We start from the raw sequence: 6,788 nt of genomic DNA on the forward strand, positions 1-6,788 counted from the left end.
AGGCCGCCAGATTGCCGACATCGCGCTCCAGCATTCGCGCGGCATTGTTGTTGGCCGCCGCATCGACCGCTTGGGGAAGGTCGATGATCACGGGGCCATACTGGTCGACTAGGATGTTGAACTCAGAAAGATCGCCGTGAACGAGCCCGCTGCAGAGCATGCGCACCACATCCTTGATCAGGATCTCGTGGTACCGCAGCGCTTGCTCGCCGGTCAGGTCCAGATCATTGAGCCGCGGCGCCGCATTGCCCTCATCGTCGGTGACCAGCTCCATCAACAAGACACCTTCGACATACAGATGAGGCTTGGGCACGCGCACACCCGCAGCGGCCAACCGGTACAAGGCATCGACCTCGGTATTCTGCCAAACGTCTTCCTGCTGCTGGCGTCCGTAACGCGAGCCCTTCGCCATGGCGCGCGCTTGTCGGCTGTTTCTCACCTTACGCCCTTCGCTGTACAAGACCTGCTTATGAAAACCCCGTTGATTGGCTTCCTTGTAGACCTTGGCACAGCGCACCGCGCCATCGGCATGCACCACATAGACCGCGGCCTCCTTGCCGCTCTTGAGCGGCCGGATGACCTCGTCGATTAGGCCGTCTTGGACTAAGGGTTCGAGGCGTTTGGGAATCTTCATAGATGTCCTGTTGTGAATTGGCAAAGCCGGACCCGAGCGGTATGGCATCGGGGGCTGCGTCGAGAGTCATCGCGCGATCGGAGTCGCGCAGCCCACGGGATGTCATGCGCCGAGGTGCAGCTGCGAGCGATGGATCTCGCCCGGCTGTCGGCGCACCTTAGTCTCGACTCGTGCGGCGAACAACGTATATCAAACACCGTCTGGGCGCCAAACAGCGCGCAGATCCTCCTGCCGCAATCGGGGAACCTCACGGTCCCTCGAGCCCATCGAGGAGGAGCGGGAGCGATCGCCCGCACCGGACCGATGCAGCGCAATTGTCATGTGCACGTAACAACTCGATGAGCTAATTTCCTTACCATCCGCTGGCCGGGATCGGTTTTTGCCGACCCAGGCAGATCCGAGCTGTCTCGACGTCGTGCCGCATCCGCGGTCGGCGCCGGAGTCGGTTTCGGGAAGCGGCCTCTTGGATTGTCGTCCCGCTTCTTTGTCTCGGGTCAGGTTTCTCGGATGACGGCCGGCCGACTCCGTTGCGAAGGGGTCGGTTCGGAAAGCGTCATCCGGATCTTGTCTCGGGAGCGGCGGCATCGGTTCGGTAGGCGATCAACCCAGCGAAGAGACGAATCAAATGCGGAAAACCAAGATTGGGCTGGCCTTGGCCACTCTCCTGACGGTCGGTCTGGCGGGCACCAGCCAGGCGACCTTCGGGTTGAGCGACTCGTGGGCGTCATCGTACGATCTGCGTTGGCGCCCGCCCGTCCAGAGCTTTCAGCGGATCGCAACACTCGGAAACTACCTGAACCGGGACGACATCGCCGAGGAGACGGTGTCCGAGATCATTGCCGCGACCCAAGACGGAAATATTCTGGTCTATACGGACAGCCCCGGTGAGCGTATCGGCTTTATCGACATCGCGGATCCGAGCATTCCGCAGCCGATCGGGACGTTGGAGCTGCCTGGTGAGCCGACCTCCGTCGATATCCTGGACAATAACCTTGCGCTGGTTGCGGTGAACACCAGCGAGAGCTTCGTCGTCGCGAGCGGCCAGTTGGTGGTGGTCGAGATCGCGACCCGGACGATCATCGGTGCGATCGAGCTGGGAGGCCAACCGGATTCGATCAAGATCAGTCCCGATCGTCGCTACGTCGCCATTGCGATCGAGAACGAGCGTGATGAAGAGATCGAAGTCGGTGATGTCGAGGGCGGTCTTCCGCAGCTGCCCGCGGGGTTCCTCGCGATCGTCGACATCAAGGGCAAGGATCCGGCGAATTGGTTGCTGCGGACCGTCGACCTGACGGGTCTTGCGAGCTACGCGCCCGAGGATCCCGAGCCCGAATTCGTGGACATCAACGCCGCGAACGAGGCCGTAGTCTCGCTCCAGGAGAACAATCATCTGGCGATCGTCGATCTGGTCCGCGGCGTCGTGACGCGTCACTTCGAGGCCGGCACGGTGTCATTGGACGGGATCGACGCCACGGAAGACGACGTTATTGCACTGACGGAGTCCCTAGCCGACATCCCGCGGGAGCCCGATGCCGTGGCATGGGTTCCGACCGGCCGCTTCGGCCGCGGCCACGGCATCGCGACAGCCAACGAGGGTGACCTGTTCGGTGGCAGCCGCGGATTCTCGATCTTCGACCGCAGGGGGGGCGTGCTCTTCGATAGCGGAGCCTCGCTCGAAGAGATCGCGGTCCAGCACGGTCATTACCCGGAGTCACGTTCCGAAAACAAGGGCAATGAGCCCGAGTCGATCGAATACGGCCGCTTCGGCGCTCGGGATTACCTCTTCGTCGGCTCTGAACGCGGCAGCTTCGTGGCCATCTATGAGCTGACGGGAAACGGCCCGGTCTTCAAGCAGCTCCTGCCGGCGCCCTTGGGTCCGGAAGGGTTGCTCGCGATTCCGTCCCGCAATCTCCTGATCGCTACCGGCGAGAACGACGATCCCGAGTTCGGCGTGCGCTCCGCGGTCATGATCTACCAGCTCAATCGTGGCCGGCCGACCTATCCCGAGATCTTGTCCGACACCGCCGGCGGCTCGCCGATCCCCTGGTCGGCCTTGTCCGGGCTGGTCGCTGTTCCCGGAGAGCCGAATCGCCTGCTGGCGGTTTGGGATTCCTACTACTCCGAAAGCCGCATCTTCGGCATTGATGTCTCTGCCAAGCCGGCCGTGATCACCGACGCCCTGACCATCCAAGGCGGCTCCGGCAACTATGATCCGGAAGGCATCGCGGTGGCGCCGGACGGTACCCTCTGGATCGCCAGCGAAGGAAACGCGAGCGATTCGCGGCCGAATCGTCTGCTTCAGGTCGATCCGACCACCGGTCAGGTCATGCAGGAGATCGGTCTGCCCCCGGAGGTTCTGACGTGTCGTGCGGCGACAGCGAACCGGACGACCCTGGGTTCGGGCTTCGAGGGTGTTGCGGTCGAGCCGATCGTTGGCGGATATCGTTTGTTGGTCGCCCAGCAGCGCGGTTGGGACTACACGACGGGCGAATGCGAGGCGCTCGACGACGATGCAGGTGGCCTGAATGCGCTCGGTCAGCCGAACCTGACGCGGATTTGGATCTACGACCCGAAGGCGATGTCCTGGGATCACGTGGCGTGGGAGTTGGCGGCCTTGCCCGTAAACGCGTCCTGGGTCGGACTCTCCGAGATCACACGCGCCCGAGGCGGGTCCTACGTGCTGATCGAGCGCGACAATCTGACCGGAGATTTCGCCGCACTCAAGACGCTCGTCAGGGTGTCGAAGCGCGACCTGCGCGACGGTGTGGTCGCCGAAGACGATAAGGCTATCTATGATCTGATACCGCGTTTGAAGTCGACCCATGGTTGGATCACGGACAAACCGGAAGGGGTCGCGATTACCGCAGCCGGGCGTACCTTCGTGGTGACCGACAACGACGGTGTGGACGACTGGTCGGGCGAAACCTGGTTCATGGATCTCGGATTCTTCCCGCGGCTTTTCGACTGATCACGCGTCGCTTCGATTGCAGGATGCCTCAGATCGATCAAGTCCGGAATGCGGGGCACGGATGCGCCGCGACTGACGATGTATGCGGTCCACGAGATTTCATGTGACGTCTCCCGTCAACACCGGGCACCTTTTTAGGGGATTCGCCCGAGAGAGGCAGGCTCCCGAACACCAAAAGCAGCATGAGAGCCGATACCCGAACCGCGATGCGCCAGGTCATCGATCAGGTGCGCGCCGCGATCCCGTTCGACGCGGCACCTGCCCGCGTCTGCAGCGGCGACTGCTCAGGCTGCGCGCAGAAGCTGTTGGACTATCTGGACGGAGAACTGGCGACCTGGGAGCAGCGGCTCGCCGAGGGAGACCGGCCGAGTCTTGCAGACCTGTCGCATTTGGCTAAGACCGCTCGCAAGATCCATCGCGTGCTGGTGCGTAACAGCATCCTGGTCGAGGAGGCCGAGCCGAGGTGATTTAGAGCTCTGTCGCTGACTTGAGCGCGGATGTCTACGATGCTCGAGGCGATGCCCTGCGGCACGCCGAAGCCCGCCGCTGCGGCGAAGGCCGGCAGGCCTTCGCCATCCTATTCGGAGCGAGCTCATGGCCCCGATCAACGTCATGGCCGAGGCCGACCAGGTCCGCTTCCTCACGCCGGCTTGGTTTGCAGTGCACGCCGCGATGGACAGCGTCCTGGCCGCTCATCTGAACGGGAACCCTGGATCCTGACCGGTGAATACGACACCCACCCAGGGCGCTTCCGCGCTCGACAAACGCAAGCTGCTGGTCTGTGCCAGCGCTGATCTAACAGATCGTCAGCATCGCATCATCCCCGTGCTGTTCAAGCACGAGCCGCAGAGCGTCATCGTATTGCGACATGGCGGCCAGATCTACGCCTATTTGAATCAGTGTGTGCACATGGTGCGACGTCTGGACTGCATGCACGACGCGGTCTTCGATGCAGAGTACGAGCACCTGCGCTGCTCCATGCACGGCATCGTCTACGACCCGACGACCGGTGAATCCTTGAGTGTGTTGTGCTCGGGCGAGCGACTCGAACCCTTGCGCTCCGTGGAGATCGACGGTCAGATCTACCTCGTCGACAAACGCGTGACGGGCCTGACCTGACCTCGGCGAGTCTCGATCTCGCAGGCCACTGCCCGCGCACGGCAGACAACCGGCCACCGACATCCCTCAGCGAGCAATTCAGATGAAAACCACCGACAAGATCCGTCAACAACTCGCGGAGAACCCGATTGTCTTGTACCTGATCTTCATCAACGGCGAGATCATCGGCGGCAGCGACATCATCGAGGCTATGCTCGCGAGCGGCGAGCTGCTGCCGATGCTGAAAAGCGCGGCCGGCTGACACCAGACCGAGGATCACATCAGCGAAGGCTTCGCCGGCCAAGGTCTGCAGCAACGACAGAAGGGCGTCTTGGCCCTGTTCAAGGACGAGTTGAAGTCCGGCGCACTGCACGCCTTGACGATCAAGGCTAAAATACCGCAAGAGAAGGCGGCGGACTCCGCCTGATACGATCGCAGACCGCAGCAAAGGTCAGCCGACGCCATCCGCTCTAGTCAGGCGGGTCCGACCAGGGAAAGAGTTTCCGCAATACCCTTTCCGGCAACAGGAGTCGATCGGGTCGGCCCGGAAGGGCCGCAAAGCCGAAGTGCCGATAGAATGCCGCCGCCGACGGATCCTTGGCATCGACCAACAGCGCAGCCACCGCCAGAACACGGCTGGCCTGAATGACCTTCTTGCAGGCGTCGGACAGCATGATCGAACCGAGTCCTCGGCCCTTGAAGGTCTCGTCGACGGCCAAGCGCCCGAGCGACGCCACGGGCACCGGATAGCGGGTAAGCTTGCGTGCCAAATCCAAGGGTAAGTCCTCCGCACTCACGCTCCCTCCGCTCAAGGAGAAGAATCCTGCCGGCCGGCATGGTTCATCCCGACGCGTGGCGACAAACATCCGCGCCACGCTTCGGCGCACATCCTGCGAGGCATAGCGCCGCAGATAGACGTCGAGATCCTGTTGACCGCAGTGAAAGGCGTCATTCTCGACCGCGTCGTCGAGCGGCCGGATGAGATAGCTCACGAACGCTCGACCTGCTCGGCATGACGTTCCACAGCGCGCTGCAAGGCGGTGTTGGGTGCGTCGGGGGCATCGAGCGCGGCCAAGAACGCCTGGAAGTCCTCGACTCGCAGGGTGATCGATTCCTGCTCCTGCACGATCCGCTCGGCCGCCGCAACGGCCCTGGAGAGGACGAACTCGGACAGGTTGGCGTGTGCGTAGCCGGCCGCCTTGTCGAGCAACTTTCGGGTACGCTCGTCGCAGCGAATATGCAGGCGGCTGTCTTTGTTGGCGGTCTGGCTCATCGTGGGCTCCGGAGTCGGAAGGCACCCAAAGTGTGCGCCGTACGTACGCACATGAAAAGCCGGTGGCGGTGCATCGTCATCGGGATGATCGGGTTGGGGATGGCAAGAGGTTCTCCCGCGAAGATGCGAAGACACAAAGAAACTGTCCTCTAGCCCGATCGGCGTTCACGGGTTCAGGTATCGCGATGGCCCGGGAGCGACCTGAACCTGATGCCGAGCCGACGCGCTCCTGCTGCAGCTAAACGCGCTTATGGAAAGCTTTCCATAAGCGCGTTTATGCAATGCTCGCGATTATGCAAAGTGGGCCTTCGCAGCGCTCGCTGAGGCCCTTTGCACGGTGGCTGACCTGCGCTGCGAACTCTGCATAATCACAGTGTCTTCAGGAAGTCGATCAGGCTCTCGGACCCCCGGTAGCGTCGGGGTATTGTGTCCGATCCGCGGAGCTAGCCCGAACCTACGCACTCGTCGGTAGATCGGCTTCCCCGTACAGCTGCGTCACCACAGGGCTTTTGTGGTCATGCAAGAGTGCGTTCGGTCAGGTGCCTGCAGTCGAGGCCGGACGACGTGTACCCCTGCTCATGATCGCGTCCTGATGGGTGGAGTCACGACTTCAGAGACTCACACGATTATGTCGAGACTTCAGATCCCGTGACCCGTACTTGGCGGTTTCCTGCCTATACTCGGCGAATGCGAGATTTTCGGCATTTTCACTCGCCGATAATCGCGAAGTTCTCGGTCAACAACGAGCGCATCTGATCACGATACAGATGCGAATTCTCGAAGAAGCCTTCGCAAGCGCTCCGAAAATCGCCGAA

General features: G+C 62.1%; 9 protein-coding genes. 6 read left to right on the forward strand and 3 right to left on the reverse strand.

What is annotated here, in order from left to right; translation table 11 throughout:
• Nucleotides 1-634, reverse strand: a 634-nt coding sequence (locus VLR48_RS05105) for a PA4780 family RIO1-like protein kinase (RefSeq protein ID WP_325290741.1), incomplete at its 3' end; no start/stop codon positions are given.
• A 625-nt stretch (nucleotides 635-1,259) separates the two neighbouring features.
• On the opposite strand from VLR48_RS05105, the gene VLR48_RS05110 reads away from it, so the two are divergent.
• The 6 genes from VLR48_RS05110 (at nucleotide 1,260) to VLR48_RS05135 (ending at nucleotide 5,127) form a co-directional block, all read left to right on the forward strand.
• Nucleotides 1,260-3,602, forward strand: a complete 2,343-nt coding sequence (locus VLR48_RS05110; protein ID WP_325290742.1) for an esterase-like activity of phytase family protein — start codon at nucleotides 1,260-1,262, stop codon at nucleotides 3,600-3,602.
• A gap of 206 nt (nucleotides 3,603-3,808) precedes the next feature.
• Nucleotides 3,809-4,069 (forward strand): hypothetical protein, encoded by a 261-nt coding sequence (locus tag VLR48_RS05115; RefSeq protein WP_325290743.1) that lies wholly within the window; start codon nucleotides 3,809-3,811, stop codon nucleotides 4,067-4,069.
• Nucleotides 4,070-4,196: 127 nt separating this feature from the next.
• Nucleotides 4,197-4,322 (forward strand): hypothetical protein, encoded by a 126-nt coding sequence (locus tag VLR48_RS05120; RefSeq protein ID WP_325290744.1) that lies wholly within the window; start codon nucleotides 4,197-4,199, stop codon nucleotides 4,320-4,322.
• A 3-nt stretch (nucleotides 4,323-4,325) separates the two neighbouring features.
• Complete coding sequence (locus VLR48_RS05125) at nucleotides 4,326-4,721, forward strand: Rieske (2Fe-2S) protein (protein WP_325290745.1); 396 nt, start codon at nucleotides 4,326-4,328, stop codon at nucleotides 4,719-4,721.
• 82 nt (nucleotides 4,722-4,803) lie between these two features.
• Nucleotides 4,804-4,962, forward strand: a complete 159-nt coding sequence (locus VLR48_RS05130) for a hypothetical protein (RefSeq protein ID WP_325290746.1) — start codon at nucleotides 4,804-4,806, stop codon at nucleotides 4,960-4,962.
• Between the two features lie 69 nt (nucleotides 4,963-5,031).
• Nucleotides 5,032-5,127, forward strand: a complete 96-nt coding sequence (locus VLR48_RS05135) for a hypothetical protein (protein WP_414718579.1) — start codon at nucleotides 5,032-5,034, stop codon at nucleotides 5,125-5,127.
• Nucleotides 5,128-5,170: 43 nt separating this feature from the next.
• Here the strand turns inward: VLR48_RS05135 and VLR48_RS05140 are convergent, their stop codons facing one another.
• Both VLR48_RS05140 and VLR48_RS05145 read right to left on the reverse strand, forming a co-directional pair.
• The gene (locus tag VLR48_RS05140) at nucleotides 5,171-5,692 is read right to left on the reverse strand and encodes a GNAT family N-acetyltransferase (protein WP_325290747.1); all 522 of its coding nucleotides are present in this window, start codon (nucleotides 5,690-5,692) and stop codon (nucleotides 5,171-5,173) included.
• On the reverse strand, nucleotides 5,689-5,973 hold the full coding sequence (locus VLR48_RS05145) for a DUF1778 domain-containing protein (protein WP_325290748.1): 285 nt from the start codon (nucleotides 5,971-5,973) through the stop codon (nucleotides 5,689-5,691). Before VLR48_RS05145 ends, VLR48_RS05140 begins: the two co-directional genes overlap by 4 nt.
• Nucleotides 5,974-6,788 lie beyond the last annotated feature (815 nt).

Source organism: Thiocapsa sp., from assembly GCF_035467215.1.
Lineage (GTDB): Bacteria > Pseudomonadota > Gammaproteobacteria > Chromatiales > Chromatiaceae > Thiocapsa.